Source organism: Caballeronia udeis, assembly GCF_044909315.1.
Lineage (GTDB): Bacteria > Pseudomonadota > Gammaproteobacteria > Burkholderiales > Burkholderiaceae > Caballeronia > Caballeronia udeis_A.
On sequence record NZ_JBIYEB010000064.1, the window covers coordinates 1 to 19,112 of the forward strand.

The following is a 19,112-nucleotide window of genomic DNA, read 5'->3' on the forward strand; positions in this document are numbered from 1 at the left end:
ACGCCACGCACAGTGGCTAATAGTGATGAAGAGAAAATCCGACTCATGCAGACCGCTAACGCCGAAAGCAGCAACCCGGCACTGACTCCGACCGCCAACCCCGGAACCTAGCAACCCGGCATTGACCCCAACCGCTACCCCCACAACCTGGCGACTCAACCTCAACCCCAACCACTAACCCCAAAACGACTAACCCCAAAACGACTAACCCCAAAACGACCAACACCCAGAAACCCAAAACCACCCTCAAGCAACCACCCCCCAAAACCCGAGTGCGAACGGAAACCCCATGGCTAATTCATTTCCCGACAAGTTACTCCCGGGCGCGGCTTACCCGCTCGGAGCCAACTGGGACGGTTTAGGCGTCAACTTTGCAGTGTTCTCAGCGAACGCACAAAAAATCGAAGTCTGTCTCTTCGATACCACCGGCCGCAAGGAGCTCGCCCGCTTCGAACTGCCGGAATGCACCGATGAAATCTGGCACGGCTACCTCCCCGGCGCACACCCCGGCACAGTCTACGGCCTGCGCGCCCACGGCCCCTACCAGCCGCACCACGGACATCGCTTCAATCCCCACAAACTGCTCCTCGACCCCTACGCGAAAAAACTCGTCGGCCAATGGCGATGGTCCGACGCACTGTTCGGCTATCGCGTACATTCAAACCGCCTCGACCTGTCAATGGACCGGCGCGATTCAGCCCCCGCCACCCCCAAATGCGTCGTCACCGACGACGCCTTCGACTGGTCCCGCGACACCCGCCCAAATGTCCCCTGGGGCGAAACCGTCATCTACGAAACCCACGTGCGCGGCACCTCCATGCTCCGCAACGACATCCGCCAGCACGAACGCGGATCGTTCGCAGCACTGTCGTCACCATGGTTCATCGAACACCTGCAGAAACTGGGTGTCACGGCCGTCGAATTCCTGCCGGTGCACGCGTTTCTCAACGACCGCTTTCTCGTCGAACGCGGTCTCCGGAATTACTGGGGCTACAACACTGCAGCGTTCTTCGCACCAGAACCTTCCTACCTGTCGACCAACCGGCTCAACGAGATGCGCATCGCCGTGCGCCGGCTCCACGCAGCCGGTATCGAAGTGATTCTCGACGTGGTCTACAACCACACCTGCGAAGGCAACGAGCTCGGGCCAACAGTGTCATGGCGCGGCCTCGACAACGCCAGCTACTACCGCCTGATCCCCGGCGACGAACGCAGCTATATCAACGAAACCGGTTGCGGCAATACAGTGAACCTGTCGCATCCACGCGTGCTGCAAATGGTCATGGACTCGCTGCGCTACTGGGCCACGGCCTTCAACATCGACGGCTTCCGGTTCGATCTCGGCGTCACGCTAGGCCGCGAAGGCCATGGCTTCGACCCCGGTTCCGGTTTCTTCGACGCCATCCGCCAAGACCCGATCCTCAACACCCGCAAGATGATCTCCGAACCCTGGGATATCGGCCCGGACGGTTATCAGGTCGGCAACCACCCGCCGGGATTCGCCGAATGGAACGATAAATTCCGCGACGGCGTACGCCGCTTCTGGCGCGGCGACGCCGGCGTGAGACCGGATCTCGCCGCGCGCCTGACCGGCTCCGCCGAGTTGTTCCACCGGCGCATGCGCAAGCCCTGGGCATCGGTTAATTTTGTCGCCTCGCACGACGGTTTCACCCTCGCGGACGTGACGTCCTACGAGCAGAAACACAACGAGGTAAACCAGGAAGGCAACAACGACGGCCACAACGAAAACTGCAGCGCCAACTGGGGCGTGGAAGGCCCGACCGACGACCCCGTCATCCTCGAAACCCGTGGCCGCGTGGCGCGCGCGCTGATCGCAACGAACCTGCTGTCGCTCGGCACGCCCATGCTGCTCGGCGGCGACGAATTCGGCCGCACGCAACACGGCAACAACAACGCGTATTGCCAGGACAACGAGATTTCGTGGACCGACTGGGCACAAGCAGAGTCGCCCGAAGGCCGCGCGATGACCGACTTCGTCGCCCGCGTGATCGCGCTGCGCAAAAACTACCCGCTGTTGCGGGAAATGCGCTTTCTCCACGGCGACCGTGAAGTGCTGCCGGGTCTCTACGACATCAGCTGGTTCGACGAACGCGGCGCAGCGCTGACTATCGACGCGTGGCAGGATCCCGAAGGACGCGCGCTGACACTGCGCCGCGCAGGGGCCGGCCTGAACGGGGAAGTCGATGTCATCCTGATCATGATGAACGGGTCGGCGCAAGCGCTGACCTTCAGCCCGCCAGCACCGCACTTGGAATGGAATGTGCTCATGGATAGCGCTGCGCCCGACGCCCTGCAATACCCGCTGATCGGCGCGGAACTGGACGTGCAGGCGCACAGCGTGGTCGTGCTGCTGGCACAGCCCACAGGGGACGCCGACTGGCAGGCCGTCTGGATGGCCGGCGCCCACGAGGGGCCGCGGCTCCTGACAGCATTGCCGCCGGACCCGGGCACGATCGGACCGCGACGGACAGCGGAACCCTGGAAAGCGCACGAGGCCACACCGCCCGCAAAGGAGGAAAATTGAACGGCTCAAGGACGGTTTGAAGACGTCACGCAAGAACGCCGGGCAGGCTCACGAAAAGTATCTGACAAGCGCACTGAAGGCACACACATCATGTCCGAAACCCCAATCGATCCGCACAAGCATCACCACGCCTATTGCCTGCCCTTCGGCGCCCATGTCACCGATGCCGGCCACGCGCGTTATCGCTTCTGGGCGCCTTCGCGGAAGACGGTGCAACTGGAGCTCTATCCCAACGGAGAGCACGCGGCCGCAACGCTCATCGACATGACCCCGAGCGGCGGCGGCTGGTTCGAAGCGCTAGCCGAAGGCGGCGCCGGCACGCGCTACCGGTACCGGATCAGTGCGGATCTCGCGGTGCCCGATCCGGCCTCCCGTTTCCAGCCCGGCGACGTCCACGCCCCGAGCGAAGTGATCGACCCGCGTGCGTATCGCTGGGAAAACACGAACTGGCATGGCCGGCCGTGGGAAGAGGCCGTGCTTTACGAAGTGCACGTCGGCGCAATGGGCGGTTATGCCGGCGTGACGCGCCGCCTGAAGGAATTCGCGCACCTCGGCGTGACGGCTATCGAACTGATGCCGCTCAACGACTTCAGCGGCAGCCGCAACTGGGGTTACGACGGCGTGCTGCCCTACGCACCCGACTCGGCATACGGCACGCCCTGCGAACTGAAGGCGCTCATCGATACCGCGCATGGCCTCGGCCTCATGGTCTTCCTCGATGTGGTCTATAACCACTTCGGCCCGGACGGCAACTATCTCAGCGCGTACGCCAAGTCGTTCTTCCGCGAAGGCGTGAATACGCCGTGGGGCCCGGCGATCGATTTCGAACGTCCGGAAGTGCGCGACTTCTTCTTCGACAACGCGCTGTACTGGCTGATGGAATATCGCTTCGATGGTCTGCGCCTCGACGCCGTCCACGCGATCAACGACGACCCGTGGCTGCGCGAACTGTCGGATCGCGTGCGTTCGTCGGTGGAAGCGGGCCGGCATGTGCATCTGGTGCTGGAGAACGAGCACAACACATCGAATTTGCTTGAATCGCATTTCAACGCGCAATGGAGCGACGACTCGCACAACACGCTGCACGTCCTGCTGACCGGCGAGGACGAGAGTTATTACAGCGCCTACAGCGACCAGCCGATCCAGAAGCTGGCGCGCGTGCTCGGCGAGGGTTTTGTGTACCAAGGCGAACCCTCGCCCATCCACGATGGCAAACCACGCGGCGAACCCAGCGCGCACTTGCCGCCCACCGCTTTCGTGATGTTTTTACAGAACCACGATCAGGTCGGCAACCGGGCAATGGGCGAACGCCTGCGCTCGCTGTGCAGCGAAGATGCGCTCTACGCCGCAACGGGCCTGATGCTCCTCACGCCGCAAATTCCCATGCTGTTCATGGAAGAGCAGTACGGTTCCACGCAGCCGTTCCTGTTCTTCACCGACTATCACGACGAACTCGCCGACGCCGTGCGCGAAGGCCGTCGCAAGGAATTTGCAAAATTCTCCGCGTTCACCGATGAAAAGCGCCGCGCGCAGATTCCCGATCCCAACGCCGTCGAGACGTTCAGGATGTCGTCTCCCGATGAAAGCAGGCGAACCGCCGATCACAACGACTGGCTGCACTTCTATCGCTCGGCGCTGGCTGTGCGCACGAAGCTCGTGATGCCGCATCTGAGGGGCGCGAAGGCGCTCGGAGCCAAGGTCATCGGAGAGAAAGCGGTGCTGGCGAACTGGCGGCTCGGCGACGGCAGCACCTATTCCGTTGCGCTCAATCTGGGCAAGCAAGCCGTTGCGCTCACCGGTCATCCGCCGGGCAAGGTTGTATTCGAAACGCCCGCCCGTGCCCGTGATCCAGCGGATCGCGGCGAGCTGGGCGCCGAGACTTTTATCGCGTGGCTGACTGGCGATTTCGCCGACGCCGCGTTCAATCATGACGCTCACCGCGTCAAAGCGTCGGGGAAAACCTCGTGAGCACGACCATCAACACCCCGGCTACGCCGGATAAAACCCCCAGCGCCATTGAGGCGCTCGCTGCCAAGGCCGGTTTCGAGGTCGAGTGGCAGGACGCGCACAAGCAGATCCGGCGCGTGCCGGAAGAGACGCTGAAAGTGCTGCTGGAACGCCTCGGCCTGCCCTGCGGCAATGCCACGCAACTCAAGCAGAGCGCAGCGACGCTCGACGCCGAATTGTCCGGGCGCAAGTTGCCGCCGCTGATGACTGCGGAAGTCGATCGTGGGATTTCCCTGCCGATGGCGGCCGTGAAAACAGGCGCGCGATACAGGATCGAACTGGAAAGCGGCGCGGTGATCGACGGGCGGTTTACCTCGCCGAAAGGGGCAACCGCGTTGCTCTCGCCTATCTCCGAGCCGGGTTATCACACGCTTGTGATCAACGAACAGCACACGACGCTCGCGGTGGCGCCGGCGCGCTGCTACACCATCGGTGACGCCTGGCGCGAGCTCGAACCCGGCGGTGGCGCGACTCCGCCGATGTGGGGCGTAGCCGCGCAGGTGTACGGCCTGCGGCGCGTAGGCGACGGCGGCGTGGGCGACTTCTCCGCGCTCGCGACGCTGGCCGCCGAGAGCGCCCAGCGCGGCGGCCACGCAATCGCGATCAGCCCGATGCACGCCATGTTCAGCGCCGAGCCGCATAAATTCAGCCCGTATTCGCCTTCGTCGCGCTTGTTCCTGAACATCGCGCATATCGATCCGACGGCGGTGCTGGGCGTGGAAGCGGCACATGCGGCCATAAAAACAGCCGGTGTCGCCGATGAATTCGCCCAACTCGAAGCGCTTCAGCTAATCGACTGGCCGCGCGTGATGACGGCGAAACTGGCCGTGCTGCGCGCGTTGTTCGCGCAGTTCAACGCGCAAGATAGCGATACGTTGCACAAGGACTTCGCCCGTTTCGTGAAACGCGGCGGCCGTGCGCTGGAAGATCACGCACGCTTCGAGGCACTGCAGGCGGCGCAATTGCAGGAAGGCAACGAAGGCTACTGGCGCAACTGGGCCGAAGAACTGCGCGATCCGCGCAGTGCGGCCGTTGCGGAATTCGCCACCGCGCACAAGGACGAAGTCCAGTTTTTCCTGTTTGCACAATGGCTCGCGGCCAAGGGGTTGTCGCACGCCCAGCACGTCGCGCGCGACTCGGGCATGGCGATCGGCCTGATAGCGGATCTGGCCGTGGGTTGCGACAGCGCAGGCAGCCACGCGTGGTCGTATCGCGATGAAATGCTGCAGGGCGTGTCGGTCGGTGCGCCGCCTGATCTCTTCAACCAGGCCGGGCAGTCATGGGGCCTCACCACCTTCTCCCCCCGCGCGATGCGCACGCAGGGCTTTTCGGCGTTCATCGATATGCTGCGTGCCGCGTTCACGCTCGCGGGCGGTATCCGTATCGATCACATCCTCGGCTTGCGGCGTCTCTGGCTCGTACCCGACGGCGAAAGCGCGAAGAACGGCGCGTACCTGCGTTATCCGCTCGACGACCTGCTGCGGCTGATCGCGCTCGAGTCGTGGCGGCATAAAGCCATCGTGATCGGCGAGGACCTGGGCACGGTTCCGCCGGGCTTTCGCGAACGCCTGCAGGAACACGGTCTGCTTGGCATCCGCGTGCTCTGGTTCGAACGCGCGGAAAAAGGCCCTGGCTTCAAGGCGCCGGCCGACTGGGATCACGACGTGGCCGCGACCACCACCACGCACGACCTGCCAACGGTCACCGGCTGGTGGATTGGCGAGGACATAGTGTGGCGCTCGAAGATCGGCCAGACAGCCGCGCGAGCGGACGGGCGGGATCCTGTCGAACTGGCCCGGACGGAGCGTGGCGAGGACCGTAAATTGCTGTGGTCTGCCTTTCAGGAAGCCGGTGTCGCCGCGCCCGATGTCTCCGTGCCCGCCGATATCTCCCCGCAGAACGCACCGGTAGACGAAGCACTCGCGTTCGTGGCGGCCACGCCCGCGCCGCTCGCGATCTACCCGCTGGAAGATTTGCTCGCACTCGCCGAGATGCCGAACCTGCCCGGCTCCATCGACGAGCATCCGAACTGGCGCCGGCGGCTGGCTGTACCCGTATCCGAACTCTTCGACGACGATTCGTTCGTCGACCGCCTGCTTGCTGTCGACCAGGCCCGGCAGAAATCCGCCCGGACGAAGGCGGCCACGACGCATAACGTTTCACCCACCGACTGACACCATGACCGTTCCACGCTCCACGCTCCGGCTGCAGCTGCACAAGGATTTCACCTTCGACGACGCCGTGCGCCAGGTCGACTACATGGCCGCGCTCGGGATCAGCCACGCGTATCTATCGCCGATCACGACAGCGACCAGCGGCTCGACGCATGGCTACGACACCGTGGACTACAACCGCGTCAATCCGGAACTTGGCGGTGAAGAAGGCCTGAGGCGCCTGGTCGAGAAGCTGCGCGCGTACCAGATGGGCCTGATCGTGGACGTGGTGCCGAATCACATGGGCGTGGGCGGGTCGGAAAACCTCTGGTGGATGGACATCCTCGAATGGGGGCGGCACGCGGCCCATGCGCGCTATTTCGACATCGACTGGCATTCGCCCGATCCCGCGTTACGCGGCAAAGTGCTCGCGCCATTCCTGGGTGCAGCGTATGGCGAGGAATTGCAGGCCGGCAAGATCAAGCTCGTATTCGACGCCGACGCGGGCCGCTTCAAGATCGAGTACTACACGCACACGTTTCCGGTGAGTCCGCTCGACTACACGTCGGTGTTGCAGGACCACGCGCCCGAGATGGCGCAGCGCTTCACGGGGCTGTCCACGCAACCCGGCGACCAGCCGCGCGCAGACGAAGCGCGAGCCGCCTTGAAGGAGTACGCGGCCACCGCCGATGGCAAGCAAGTCATTGACGCCGCCGTGCAGGCGCATTCCGGCGATAACCCCGTTGGCCGCGACCGCTTGCATCGGTTGCTGGAACGGCAGCACTACCGGCTCGCCTGGTGGCGCACCGCCGCGGATGAAGTGAACTGGCGCCGTTTCTTCGACGTCAGCACGCTCGGCGGCATGCGCGTCGAGCGCCCTGAAGTGTTCGAGGCATCGCATGCGCTGATTTTCAAGCTCTTCACTGAAGGGCTGATCGACGGCGTGAGAATCGATCACGTCGATGGCCTCGCCGAGCCGCGTGAATATTGCCAGCGCTTGCGTGGCCGGCTTGAAGAACTCGCGGAACATCGGCCGGAGAATCTCAGGGAGGGCCGCACGTATTTCGTCGTCGAAAAAATCCTGGCGCGCGGCGAACCCGTGCGTGACGACTGGCGCATCGACGGCACCACCGGCTACGACTTCATGAACGACGTCGGCGCGTTGCTGCACGATCCGCGCGGCGCCGAACCGCTGGCAAAAAGCTGGGCCGAATTGTCCGGACGCCCGGCGGACTTTGCCGTCGAAGCGGAAGCTGCGCGGCGCAAGATCTTGTGCGAGAACTTGTCCGCCGAACTCGACCGCGCCGCGCGAGCGTTGCATCGGATCGCGCGTGATACGCCCGTTACGCGCGACTTCACGTATTCATCGCTGCGCCGGGTCGTGGCTGAACTCGTGGTGCACTTTCCGGTGTACCGGATCTACCCCGTGGGCGGTCAGCGCAGCGAAGACGATGAACGCTTTTTCTCGCAAGCTTATAAAGGCGCGAAGGCCGCGCTGTCACCCGCCGATCTGGTCATCCTTGATCAGGTCGCGCAGTGGCTCGGGGGTCCGGGCGGCGACGAAGCCGTCGAAGAGAAACCGCGCGAACGCGAGCGCCTGCTCGATCGCGGACGGGATCGGGATCGTCAGTCCGCCGGCGTCCCAAATCAGAATCTGCAAGCGAACAGCGCAGGCTCGAATTCGAGCGGTTCACATCGACGCAACGCGCAAACTCTGTTCTCCCAACTAACTTCACCGGTCGCAGCCAAGGCGATTGAAGACACCGCGTGTTACCGATACGGCCGGCTGATCTCGCGCAACGAAGTGGGCGCCGATCCGGGCGAGTTCTCGTTGTCGGTCGATGCGTTCCATGCGGGTAATCTGGAGCGCGCCAAACGCTTCCCGAACGCGATGCTCAATACCGCGACGCACGATCACAAACGCGGCGAAGACGTGCGCGCGCGGATCGCGGGTTTGAGCCAGATTCCCGATGAATGGGCTGCAACGTTGCGAAGCTGGTCGACGTTGAACGCGCCGCACCGGCGTGTGTTGAACGGCGATAAAAACGACTGGGCGCCGGGTGCTGCAGCCGAAGCCATGCTGTACCAGACGCTGGTCGGCTGCTGGCCGCCGACGCTCTCCCCCGACAACCAGGCGGGCGTGAAAGAACTGGCCGAACGCGTGAGCGCGTGGCAGTTGAAGGCGCTGCGTGAAGCCAAGTTACGCACGAGCTGGTTCGCGCCGGATGAAGCGTACGAGAATGCATGCCGCGATTTTCTCTTCGATATCCTCGCGCCACAGCGCCGCGATGGTTTCCTGGGCGAATTGCCGGCATTCGTGGAACGTGTCGCGCGGACTGGCGCGATCAATAGTTTCCAGCAGACGTTGTTGCGGCTGACATCGCCCGGTGTGCCGGATCTTTATCAGGGGACCGAACTATGGGACTTCAGTCTCGTCGATCCTGATAACCGGCGGCCGGTCGACTTCGAGCAACGGCGGGCATGGTTGAGTGAGGGCGAGGCGGAAGGTGCGCCATCCGAGCAATTGAAAAACTGGCGCGACGGCCGGGTGAAGCTGGGCATTGTGCGGCGGGCGCTGGCGTTGCGCACGCACGCGCATTCGCTATTCGAACAGGGCGCTTATATCCCGCTGAAGGTGGAAGGCGCGCACGCGGACAGCGTGATTGCATTTGCACGGCATGCGGGCAACGCCTACGCGGTGGTGATCGCGACACGGCTGGCCGATTCATTGCTGGCCGGAAGCAATACCGGCCTGCCGTTGGTGGATGCCGCTCATTGGGGCGATACGGCAGTCCTTTTGCCAGAGGCGCTGGCGTCAAGGGCGTTGTTCGACTGGCTGAGCCCGAACGCGCCGACGTCGGATGGTCAGCGCTTGTTCATGCGCGACGCGCTGGCGTCCATGCCGGTCGCGTTGCTGATGGAAGAAGGGGTGCCAAAAGTCTGAATTGGCTCAGGGCTGCAAGCGGGGTGAAAATCACTCCGCTTCCTGCGCCACCTCTTCATGCGGGTACACGCGTACCAGCACGATGCGCGGCCCGTTCATCTTCTTCACCACGATATCGAAGCGATCAAAACCGACCCGTTGCCCTTCGCTCGGCAGGTCGCCGAGCGCATTGATCACGAGTCCCCCGACCGACTCCGCCTGACCTTCATCGATATCAATCCCCAACGCCCGTTCCAGCGACACCACCGGCAAGCTGCCCTTGCCCATCAGCGTGCCGTCGTCCATGCGCGACCAGTCCGCGTCGCCTTGACGGAACTCGTCGTGAATCTGGCCGACCAGCGCGCCCAGCAGGTTATCGAGCGTCAGGAAGCCGATCGGCTTCTGCCCCTTGCGTCCAACCAGCGCAAAGTGCGGCGCGCCCTTGCGAAAGCGCCGGAACAATTCGAGCGCCGACAGATTGCCCGCGACGTATTGCACCGGACGCACATGCTGGGCGAGCGCGTCCGGCTTCGTGTCCTGACGGTTCAGGCCCAGCAGGCCGCGCCCGGCGCCATTGCGTGCAAGCAGCAGGTCTTTCAGGTGAATCATGCCGAGGACATGTTCACCGGAGGCATCGGCGAACAGGGGGTAGCGGCTGAAGCGGTGGCGCGCAATCACCTGCATGTTGTCGCGCATGGGCACGTCGTTGCGCAGGCCGACCATTTCGTGGCTCGGGCGCATGAGGTCCGAGACCGTCATGCGGCTGAAATCGAGCGAATGGGCGATGGTGTTCCACTCATCGGCGTTATACGCAGACCCGGCCGGCGCGGCTAAACCCGCCACGCCGGTTGCGCCCGGCAAGGGAGCCGTCGACGCCCCGCTCAGGCGACGGCCGCGCAGGATCAGCTTGAGTTCATCGGTGGAATAGTGAGCGTCGCCGCCATGTTCCCCTCCGAGCCCGAACAACCGCAACACGAAATTCGCGCTCGAATTCAGCACCCAGATGAACGGATACATGGCCCAGTAAAAACCGTAGAGCGGCATGGCGACCCACAGCCCGACCTGTTCGGCGCGCCGGATCGCCCACGATTTCGGCGCGAGTTCACCCACCACGATGTGCAGGAACGAAATACAGGAGAACGCGAAGAACAGCGAGACGGCGTCGATCAGCTTGGCTGATTCGATACCCGCGAGTGCGAACAACGGATGCAGCAATTGAGCGAACGCCGGTTCGCCCAGCCAGCCAAGCCCGAGCGACGCCAGCGTGATGCCGAGCTGACACGCGGACAGGTACGCGTCGAGCTTGCCATGGACCTTGGCCAGCAAACGGCCAGGCAACCCGTTCGACCGGGCGATTGCCTGAACGCGCGTGGCGCGCAGTTTGACGAGTCCGAACTCGGCCGCGACGAAAAACCCGTTCAACGCGACGAGCAACAAGGCACCAATTAGCGCGACAACCTGATTCAAAGCAACTTGCTCCGCAAAAAGAAAGCACCAGTATAGAGGCGCAAGTTGAACGAAAGATAAATCAGGCGGCGCTCAACGGCACGCGAAACGTGAGCGCAACGGCGGTGCCATCGGCGAAATCGTCGTGTTCGAACGTACCGCCGTGCGCTTCCGCCACGCGTTTGCACAGGGCGAGCACCCACGCGATACGCGCGGCTTCCCGAGGCAACGTTGCCTGGGTGCGCGCAAATGTCTCAAGCACATGGGTAAGTTCAGGATCCAAAAGTGCTTTCTGCGATACGGTGAACGTGGCGACCGCGCTGAACGCGCCGCCGTCCATCGAGCCATTCAACACCACCTTTGAATCCGCCGCGCTCGCCTCGGTGGCGAACGCAAGCATCAGCCAGAGCGCTTGGGCGAGACGTTCGCCGTCAGCGCTGATCTGGTCTTCCACCAACGCTGATTCGACGTGCAGCGTGACATGACGCGCGTTCGCCAGACTCGCGCGAGCCTGGCGGACGCTCTCTTCCATCAGGTGCCGCAGCGCGATCGGCGCGCGGTCGAGCGCGAGCGTTTTGGTCTCGGCGCGGGTGGTATCGATAAGTTGCTCGATCAGCTTCACTTGCTGTTCCACGCCCGAGCGAATGCCGCCGAGCGCGCGTTGGGCGGCGGCGTCGGTGGTATCGACTTTGCGCTCCAGCACGTAACCCCAGCTATGGATCGCGTTCAGCGGACCGCGCAAATCATGCGATACAACGCCGAGCACGTGATCACGCATGAACAACGCCGCTTCCGCACGCAGATGCGCGGTGCGGTCGTCGGCTTGCGCCGCCTGGCCTTCCGCCGATGCCGACCCCGCGGGGCTATACGGCGAGACGATCAGCGACACGGTGTCGGCCCGGCCGGTGCTGCCGGGCAGCGCGAGGATGGTGAACGAACGCGATCTCGACGGTGCACCTTCGCCCTCGTCAATGGATACCCGCGCGCGACGCACGCTGCCGGCGGCAATGGCGGCGTCGGCGGCTTCAGCGAGCACGGCGATCAGGGGTTTGGGTAAGGCGGTATCGGCGAGAGCACGGCCTTGCAACGCGTTGGCGTCGAGATCGAACAGATGCGCGAGAACGGTATCGGCTGACAGACAGCGTTGCGCGAGATCCAGCACGAGCACGCCGTCCGTGCCCGCGACCGGCGCTTCAGGACGGGGAACGCGCCCCGTTTCGACCGTGCCGGAAAAAGACGTTGTCACGATAGGAGGTCCTTGAGCGTTGATGAGTGCGAGTATCTTGCCCGGTGTTATCGAGATGACTGGCCATTATAGGAGATGGCTTCCGGGCTTTCTGCCTGGGGCTGGCCGGCCCTTCCTCCCGATTTTGGAGATATGGCCAGAGCGTGCAGCAAACCGCGTGCACGCTTCGCCGGGTGTAACGATGCCACCCGAAAGCCCTACAATACCGGTTTTAGATCCAGCCGGCGGTGCCGGCTTTTACAAGGAGTGTTACATGGCGATCGTGACGACCGACTCAGGGCTCAAGTATGAAGATTTGACGGTGGGCGAAGGTGCTGAAGCCGTTGCCGGCAAGTCGGTGAGCGTGCATTACACGGGCTGGCTCACGGACGGCCAGAAGTTCGACTCCAGTCACGACCGTAATGATCCGTTCGCTTTTGTGCTCGGCGGCGGCATGGTCATCAAGGGCTGGGACGAGGGCGTGCAGGGTATGAAGGTAGGCGGCAAGCGCAAGCTGACCATTCCGCCGCAACTCGGTTACGGCGTGCGCGGCGCCGGTGGCGTGATTCCGCCGAATGCGACGCTGGTGTTTGAAGTGGAATTGCTGGAAGTTTAAGGTTCGCTCGCGCCGACGGGGTTTTGCATGAACCGTCGGTGCGACTGGGCGGGAGTGCCGGGTTGGGCGTTCGTTAAGCCAAAACCCGGTCCCCGCCCCGTGCAACCGGAATTACCCGTTCAACCCGCGCTCCAGATCCGCGCGAATATCCCCGGCATTTTCCAGCCCCACCGCCAGCCGGATCAGCCCTTCGCGAATCCCCGACGCTTCCCGCACTTCGGGCGTCAACCGTCCGTGCGTTGTCGTCGACGGATGTGTGATGGTCGTCCGCGTATCCCCAAGATTGCCGGTGATCGAACAGATTTTCGTTGCATCGATCACGCGCCACGCATTCGCGCGCTGCTCTTCGCGCGTCTGACCCTTCAACTCGAACGATACGATCGCCCCGCCCGCCTTCTGCTGCTTCTTCGCAATCGCGTATTGCGGATGAGACTCGAGCCCCGGATAAAACACGCGCTCGATCGCCGGATGCGTCTCCAGCCAGCGCGCGATTTCCAGCGCATTCGCCGACTGCTTTTCCACCCGCAACGACAGCGTTTCCATCCCCTTCAACAACACCCACGCGTTGAACGCGGATAACGTCGGCCCCGCACTGCGCACGAACGGAAACACCTTTTCCATGATGAACTGCTTCGAGCCGACCAGCGCGCCGCCCAGCACGCGTCCCTGACCATCGAGGAACTTGGTTGCCGAATGCATTACGACATCCGCACCAAGCTTCAGCGGCTGCTGCAATGCCGGGCTACAGAAACAGTTATCGACGACAAACAATGCGCCCACTTCCTTCGAGATCTTCCCGATCGCCTCGATGTCCGCAATCTCGGTCAGCGGATTCGACGGCGTTTCCAGGAAAAACATCTTCGTCTCGGGACGCACAGCGGCTCGCCATTCATCCAGATTGGTAGGATCGACGAACGTGGTCGTAATGCCGAACTTCGTGAAGATCTGCGAGAACATGCCCACCGTCGAGCCGAACAAACTCTTCGAGCTGACCAGGTGGTCGCCCTGCTGCATGGAGCACATCACCACCGACATGATCGCGGCCATGCCCGACGCCGTCGCCATGCACGCCTCGCCACCTTCCAGCGCTGCCAAACGGTTCTGGAACATCGCGACCGTCGGGTTCGTGAAGCGCGAGTACGTGTACGCCTCTTCGGCGTTCTTGAAGCTCTCCGCGGCATGCGCGGCGCTCTCGAACACAAAGCTCGATGTCAGGAAAATCGCTTCCGAGTGCTCGTTGAAGTCACTGCGCAGCGTTCCGGCGCGAACGGCGAGCGTATCGAAGTTGAGGTTTTCGTCCATGTTCGTGTTTTCCATTCCCATCTATTCATTAGCCCGGCCAGAAAACCGGGACGCAAAAAAGCCCGCTTCTGCGTCAGCATGAGCGGGCTCGGTGCGGAAAAGCCTGTAGCGTCGCGGGTGCGTGATCCTGATTCGCCACCGGTTCGCTTTAGCTGTTTCGGGTTCCGACTCAGGCTAGACAACTAGTCCGTTCATCAAAACCCGCGTCCGCAAGCTGATCTCAAATCGACGCAAACACAATCCTATCACGCGTTTCCTTGCCCGGTCACTCCACCGACAACTGCAAGTGCAGCTGCGAACGCGATACATCGCCTTCCATTCCCTCACTCGCGGCGTCGCGATCCGACTGCGCTTGCGGTGCAAGGCGCGACGTTTCCAGACGATCCAGATAAGCCGAGTCGATGTCGCCGGTGATGTAGTTGCCATCGAAGCACGATGCATCGAATTCACGCAGCGCCGGATTGATGTCGCGAATGGCCTGCTTCAGATCGGCCACATCCTGATACACCAGATGATCCGCGCCGATCATGCGCGCCACTTCCTCGTCCGAACGGCCATGCGCGACCAGTTCGCCGCGCGTGGGCATGTCGATGCCATACACGTTCGGGAACTTCACCGGCGGCGCAGCGGACGCGAAGATCACCTTGGCAGCGCCTGCATCGCGCGCCATCTGCACGATTTCATGCGATGTCGTCCCGCGCACGATGGAATCATCGACGATCAGCACGTTCTTGCCCTTGAACTCGATCGCCATGGCGTTGAGTTTCTGGCGCACCGACTTCTTGCGCACTGCCTGGCCCGGCATGATGAAGGTGCGGCCAACATAGCGATTCTTGAAGAAACCTTCGCGATACTCCACGCCCAGTTTCGCGGCCACCTGCATGGCGGCGGGACGCGATGAATCGGGAATCGGCATGACCACGTCGATAGGCACGTCCGGCAGCACGCGCTTGATCTTCTCGGCGAGGTAATCGCCCATGCGCAGGCGCGCGTTGTAGACCGGCACGCCGTCGAGGCACGAATCCGGACGCGCGAGATACACGAGTTCGAAGATGCAGGGGTTCAGGCTCGGGTTTTCGGCGCATTGCTGGCTGTGCAGGTTGCCGTCGTTATCGATGAAAATGGCTTCGCCCGGCTCCACGTCACGCACGAACTCGAAGCCGATACCTTCAACGGCCACCGATTCCGACGCCACCATCCACTCCACGCCGGTCGCGGTTTCCTGCTTGCCGAGGACCAGCGGACGGATGCCGAACGGGTCGCGGAAAGCGACGAGGCCGTAACCCGCGATCAGCGAGACGATGGCGTACGAACCCTTCACTCGCCGATGCACACCGCTCACCGCCTTGAACAGCGCGGCCGGATCGAGTTCCAGGCCGGAGCTGGACAACTGCAGTTCATGGGCGAAGACATTGAGCAGGACTTCGGTATCTGACGCGGTGTTGATGTGCCGGCGATCGATCCGGAACATCTCTTCCTTCAATTGCGGCCAGTTCGTCAGGTTGCCGTTGTGGGCGAGGATGATGCCGAACGGCGCGTTCACGTAGAACGGCTGGGCTTCTTCCTCGCTCGATGCATTTCCGGCCGTCGGATAACGCACCTGGCCAATGCCGACATTGCCCGGCAGGCTGCGCATGTTGCGCGTGCGGAACACGTCGCGCACCATGCCGTTGGCCTTATGCATGTGGAAGTTATTGCCGTTGGCCGTTGCAATGCCAGCCGCGTCCTGCCCGCGATGCTGCAAGAGCAGCAAGCTGTCATAAATCAACTGATTAACGGGAGTCTGGGAAACTACGCCTACGATGCCGCACATGGCATGGTCCTTCAAAGAGTCGAAACGGGTCCAAAAGGCGTATCGGTGCAACGAATGCGGGACGCCCCTGACGGGGTGATCAGACTGCAGGGTGTTGCGCCGAGCCGTCGCGGGATTCTCGGGTAGCGGGCCAGGACGTCATTGCGCAGGGGTGGCGGGCGGATCTTGCGGACCGTCCGGCGGTGTGCGCAGGTACGCGGCGAGCGTATCGGGAAGCAGCGGTTTCAGTTCTCGCACGCCTTGTTCAGCCGCAGGCCGGAACAACGCGTTACGCCAGAAATCGTGTTGCGGCAGTTCGGTCAAGCCCGCGAGGGCGACCAGGATCACTACCAGAATGGCTCCTCTCACGAGGCCGAACAACAGTCCAAGCGACCGGTCGATGCCGCGCAGCCCGACCACTTCGGTCACGCGCGTCAACAACGCGCCAGCCACACTCGACACCACCAGCACACCCGCGACAATCAGCAAAAATGCAATCAGCCACTGGGTCAGCGCCCCGCCCGGCCAGTGCTCCGGAATGTAAGGCACGACCAGACCGACAAACCGCCCTGCAATCAACAGCGCCGCGATCCAGCCGATCAGTCCGAACACTTCGGCCAGCAGTCCGCGCCACATGCCGCGCAGCGCGGAGAGGCCGATCACGGCCATCACCGCGTAGTCGAAACTCGTAAACATCTACAGCTAGTTCGCCGACGCGTTATTGCTGCTGCCGCCGCCGAGTCCGGCTTGCCGCACCTTGACCAACGCCGCCGATGCAGCCGCCCGGTCGGCAAACGGTCCGGCACGCAACAGCGTGCGAGTGCTGCCGTCAGCCTGTTTCCGATGTTCGATATATGCGGGCACTCCCGCCGCCTTCAACTTGGTCACCCAGCCTTGGGCCGCAGCGTCTTCATCGAAGATACCGATCTGGACCACGAAACGGCTGCCCGCCGGGGAGGACGGCGTGTTCGGTTTCGGAGTGGCCGCGGTAGCTGCAGGTGCGTCTACCGGCGCCTTGGCGGCCGTTGCTGGTGGCACCACCGGCTTAGCTTCAGGCTGTGGCGCGGCGGCCTTGGCCTGCGCTTGCGTTTCCGCCGGTTTAGAAGTTTGCTTCGAATTGACCGCAGAGGCGGGCTTCGAAGCCACCGCCGCTGCATTGCCCGGAGCCGGTGTTGCCGGACCATCCGGCGCTACGCCGGCTTGCGTATCCGCTGACGAATCGACTGCGCCGGCATCCGTCGCATCGCTGTGGCTCGTCTTGGGCAAAGGCGCCGCCGGGCGTGCCGGGATGTCGATGGAGATGTCGTCAGTGACGGGCTTCGGATGCGAATCCAGCACCATTGGCAGGATAATCACCGCCGCCGCGACCAGCGCCAGCGCCCCGACCAGACGCCGCCGCGCACGCTGCTTTTCGGGCAGGGTGGGGTCGAGCATCATTGCGTCGGCTTCGGGGCGGTCGCTGCGGCGCGTCCGGCGTTCGGTACGCACGGTCTGACGCGAGCCGCGCGGGGAGTCGGAGTATGCTTCGCGACCCGAGGGCGCGTCGTCTTTCTTGCCGAACGAGAAAAAGGACATGGTTGGCTTGTGCGAGAGGCTGGCCGGCCGTCCGTTCAATGATGCTGCGATTTACGGTAAGCCATTACGCCGGCCACCGTATGGAAACTGCCGAAAACCAAAATTCTATCATTTTCGGACGCTCGCTTTAACGCATCTTGGAAAGCGTCGGCCGGATTGTTGAATTGTGTAACGCTGCTGTCACTACTATCGTTGACGCCGGCATTGCGTAAAACGCTTTCCAGCATGGCCGGAGACGCGGCGCGCGGGGTCGGCAAGGCGGTTACGTTCCAGTGGTCGATCTCGCCCTTCAGATGCTCGACGACCCCGGCAATGTCCTTGTCGCCCATCGCGCCGAAGACTGCGTACGTGTACGGGAAAAAGCCCATGTTGCCGAGATTCTGAGCCAAAACGGCGGCGGCGTGGGGGTTGTGAGCGACATCGAGGATCACTTGCGGTTTGCCCGGCACCACTTGAAAACGCCCTGGCAACTCGACGTTCGCGAGTCCCAGGCGAATGTCTTGTGCAGACACGGGAATACACTCTCGCAACGCTTCGAGCGCGGCCAGCGCCGCCGATGTATTGATCAGTTGGTTTGCGCCCCGCAAAGCCGGGTAAGCGAGCGCCGAGCGCCGCTGCGTCCGGCCGATGTAGCTCCACTGCTGGCGCTCATTGCCGCCTTGCGCTTCGTAGCGGAAATCGCGGCCGACCAGCCACAGATCCGCGCCAATTGCCTTTGCATGGTCGATCAACGACTGCGGCGGCGAAGGATCGCCGCAAATGGCGGGCGTATCCGGGCGGAAAATACCCGCTTTCTCGAAGCCGATTTTCTCGCGCGTGTCGCCCAGATATTCCGTATGGTCAATATCGATACTGGTGACGATCGCGCAATCGGTATCGATGATATTGACGGCGTCCAGGCGCCCGCCCAACCCCACTTCGAGAATCACCGCGTCCAGGTCACGCGTGGCGAACAGTCGCATGATCGCGAGCGTGGTGAATTCGAAGTACGTGAGCGTGACCGGCTCGGCCATGCTCGCGCGGGCCTGCTCGACGGCTTCGAAGTGCTCGAGCAACTCGTCGTCCGTGGCGTCGATGCCGTTTAGCCGCGCGCGCTCATTGAAGTCGAGCAGGTGCGGCGACGTATGACAGCCCACGCGATACCCCGCGCGCACCAGGATGGTTTCGATGATCGCGCAGGTCGAACCCTTGCCGTTCGTCCCGCCGACCGTAATCACGGGGCACGTGAACTTCAGGCCAAGCGCGTCGCGCACTTTGCTGATGCGCGTCAGGCCCATGTCGATGCCGACCGGATGCGCCGATTCCAGGTGGGTAAGCCACGCGTCCAGGGTGGGGAAGGTATTCGATGAAGTCGCCATGAGTGATCGTGCGTAGGGGTTGGTGCTAGGTCGGTTGGTACTGGGCGGATTGGTGCTAGGTGGTGCTTTTGGCGCTAGTGGTCGGGGTTATGCCGGGGTGTCAGGTTCTGGGGTTAGCGGTCGGAGTCAGTGCCGGGTTGCTGCTTTCGGCGTTAGCGGTCTGCATGAGT

Annotated in this window: 12 protein-coding genes; 5 read left to right on the plus strand and 7 right to left on the minus strand. The window is 63.0% G+C overall.

The features are described from left to right. Positions 1–289: 289 nt before the first annotated feature. The 4 genes from glgX (at position 290) to treY (ending at position 9,649) form a co-directional block, all read left to right on the plus strand. A complete protein-coding gene (gene glgX / locus ABH944_RS43840) occupies positions 290–2,545 on the plus strand; it encodes a glycogen debranching protein GlgX (protein WP_404615566.1) in 2,256 nt (751 codons plus the stop codon). A gap of 90 nt (positions 2,546–2,635) precedes the next feature. After that, positions 2,636–4,513, plus strand: coding sequence for a malto-oligosyltrehalose trehalohydrolase (gene treZ / locus ABH944_RS43845; protein WP_404615568.1), 1,878 nt, complete (start codon positions 2,636–2,638; stop codon positions 4,511–4,513). Then, on the plus strand, positions 4,510–6,726 hold the full coding sequence (malQ, locus tag ABH944_RS43850; protein ID WP_404615570.1) for a 4-alpha-glucanotransferase: 2,217 nt from the start codon (positions 4,510–4,512) through the stop codon (positions 6,724–6,726). Before treZ ends, malQ begins: the two co-directional genes overlap by 4 nt. Before the next feature lie 4 nt (positions 6,727–6,730). After that, positions 6,731–9,649: a malto-oligosyltrehalose synthase gene (gene treY, locus ABH944_RS43855; RefSeq protein ID WP_404615572.1), complete on the plus strand. Its 2,919-nt coding sequence runs from the start codon at positions 6,731–6,733 to the stop codon at positions 9,647–9,649. 30 nt (positions 9,650–9,679) lie between these two features. Here the strand turns inward: treY and ABH944_RS43860 are convergent, their stop codons facing one another. Next, positions 9,680–11,095, minus strand: a complete 1,416-nt coding sequence (locus tag ABH944_RS43860) for a hemolysin family protein (RefSeq protein WP_404615574.1) — start codon at positions 11,093–11,095, stop codon at positions 9,680–9,682. Positions 11,096–11,156: 61 nt separating this feature from the next. Next, a complete protein-coding gene (locus ABH944_RS43865) occupies positions 11,157–12,320 on the minus strand; it encodes a sensor histidine kinase (protein ID WP_404615576.1) in 1,164 nt (387 codons plus the stop codon). A 253-nt stretch (positions 12,321–12,573) separates the two neighbouring features. Here ABH944_RS43865 and ABH944_RS43870 point away from each other — a divergent pair, with 253 nt between their 5' ends. Further along, positions 12,574–12,915: an FKBP-type peptidyl-prolyl cis-trans isomerase gene (locus tag ABH944_RS43870; protein ID WP_062086293.1), complete on the plus strand. Its 342-nt coding sequence runs from the start codon at positions 12,574–12,576 to the stop codon at positions 12,913–12,915. 111 nt (positions 12,916–13,026) lie between these two features. Here ABH944_RS43870 and ABH944_RS43875 read toward each other — a convergent pair whose 3' ends face one another. From ABH944_RS43875 to folC, 5 genes are all read right to left on the minus strand, one after another. Further along, positions 13,027–14,217, minus strand: coding sequence for an O-succinylhomoserine sulfhydrylase (locus ABH944_RS43875; RefSeq protein ID WP_404615578.1), 1,191 nt, complete (start codon positions 14,215–14,217; stop codon positions 13,027–13,029). A 265-nt stretch (positions 14,218–14,482) separates the two neighbouring features. Beyond that, the gene (gene purF, locus ABH944_RS43880) at positions 14,483–16,030 is read right to left on the minus strand and encodes an amidophosphoribosyltransferase (protein ID WP_404615580.1); all 1,548 of its coding nucleotides are present in this window, start codon (positions 16,028–16,030) and stop codon (positions 14,483–14,485) included. Between the two features lie 138 nt (positions 16,031–16,168). Beyond that, positions 16,169–16,705, minus strand: coding sequence for a CvpA family protein (locus ABH944_RS43885; protein WP_404615582.1), 537 nt, complete (start codon positions 16,703–16,705; stop codon positions 16,169–16,171). 6 nt (positions 16,706–16,711) lie between these two features. Continuing rightward, positions 16,712–17,584: an SPOR domain-containing protein gene (locus ABH944_RS43890; RefSeq protein ID WP_404615584.1), complete on the minus strand. Its 873-nt coding sequence runs from the start codon at positions 17,582–17,584 to the stop codon at positions 16,712–16,714. A gap of 35 nt (positions 17,585–17,619) precedes the next feature. Further along, positions 17,620–18,942: a bifunctional tetrahydrofolate synthase/dihydrofolate synthase gene (gene folC / locus ABH944_RS43895; RefSeq protein WP_404615586.1), complete on the minus strand. Its 1,323-nt coding sequence runs from the start codon at positions 18,940–18,942 to the stop codon at positions 17,620–17,622. Positions 18,943–19,112: the final 170 nt, after the last annotated feature.

What these genes read in the sequence shown, in the direction of transcription:
- glgX (WP_404615566.1), top strand. Translation starts at nt 290, where the DNA reads ATGGCTAATTCATTTCCCGACAAGTTACTCCCGGGCGCGGCTTACCCG.
- treZ (WP_404615568.1), top strand. Translation starts at nt 2,636, where the DNA reads ATGTCCGAAACCCCAATCGATCCGCACAAGCATCACCACGCCTATTGC.
- treY (WP_404615572.1), top strand. Translation starts at nt 6,731, where the DNA reads ATGACCGTTCCACGCTCCACGCTCCGGCTGCAGCTGCACAAGGATTTC.
- ABH944_RS43870 (WP_062086293.1), top strand. Translation starts at nt 12,574, where the DNA reads ATGGCGATCGTGACGACCGACTCAGGGCTCAAGTATGAAGATTTGACG.
- ABH944_RS43875 (WP_404615578.1), bottom strand. Translation starts at nt 14,217, where the DNA reads ATGGACGAAAACCTCAACTTCGATACGCTCGCCGTTCGCGCCGGAACG.
- purF (WP_404615580.1), bottom strand. Translation starts at nt 16,030, where the DNA reads ATGTGCGGCATCGTAGGCGTAGTTTCCCAGACTCCCGTTAATCAGTTG.
- ABH944_RS43885 (WP_404615582.1), bottom strand. Translation starts at nt 16,705, where the DNA reads ATGTTTACGAGTTTCGACTACGCGGTGATGGCCGTGATCGGCCTCTCC.
- ABH944_RS43890 (WP_404615584.1), bottom strand. Translation starts at nt 17,584, where the DNA reads ATGTCCTTTTTCTCGTTCGGCAAGAAAGACGACGCGCCCTCGGGTCGC.
- folC (WP_404615586.1), bottom strand. Translation starts at nt 18,942, where the DNA reads ATGGCGACTTCATCGAATACCTTCCCCACCCTGGACGCGTGGCTTACC.